1 pseudogene is annotated in these 274 nt (G+C 51.1%); it reads left to right on the plus strand.

Features of this window, described 5'->3' with window-relative positions:
- Positions 1–274: pseudogene (locus tag V5P19_RS23545) on the plus strand (Na/Pi cotransporter family protein); the annotation flags it as partial.

A 274-nucleotide genomic window follows, 5' to 3' on the forward strand; every position in this document is an offset into this window, starting at 1 on the left:
GCTGACAAATCACTGGCAGCACGGCGGGCATTTTCGCTTGATGGGTTGAAGGAACTGGATGCGCTCTATGAGCAATTGCTCAGTAATTTAAAGCTGGCAATGTCGGTGTTCTTCTCTGGCGATGTCACCAGCGCTCGTCGTTTGCGTCGCAGCAAACATCGTTTTCGCATTCTTAATCGCCGCTATTCCCACGCCCACGTCGATCGCCTGCATCAGCAAAACGTGCAGAGCATTGAAACCAGTTCGCTACATTTAGGCTTACTGGGAGATATGC

The organism is Enterobacter sp. UNJFSC 003 (assembly GCF_036903355.1).
GTDB lineage: Bacteria > Pseudomonadota > Gammaproteobacteria > Enterobacterales > Enterobacteriaceae > Enterobacter.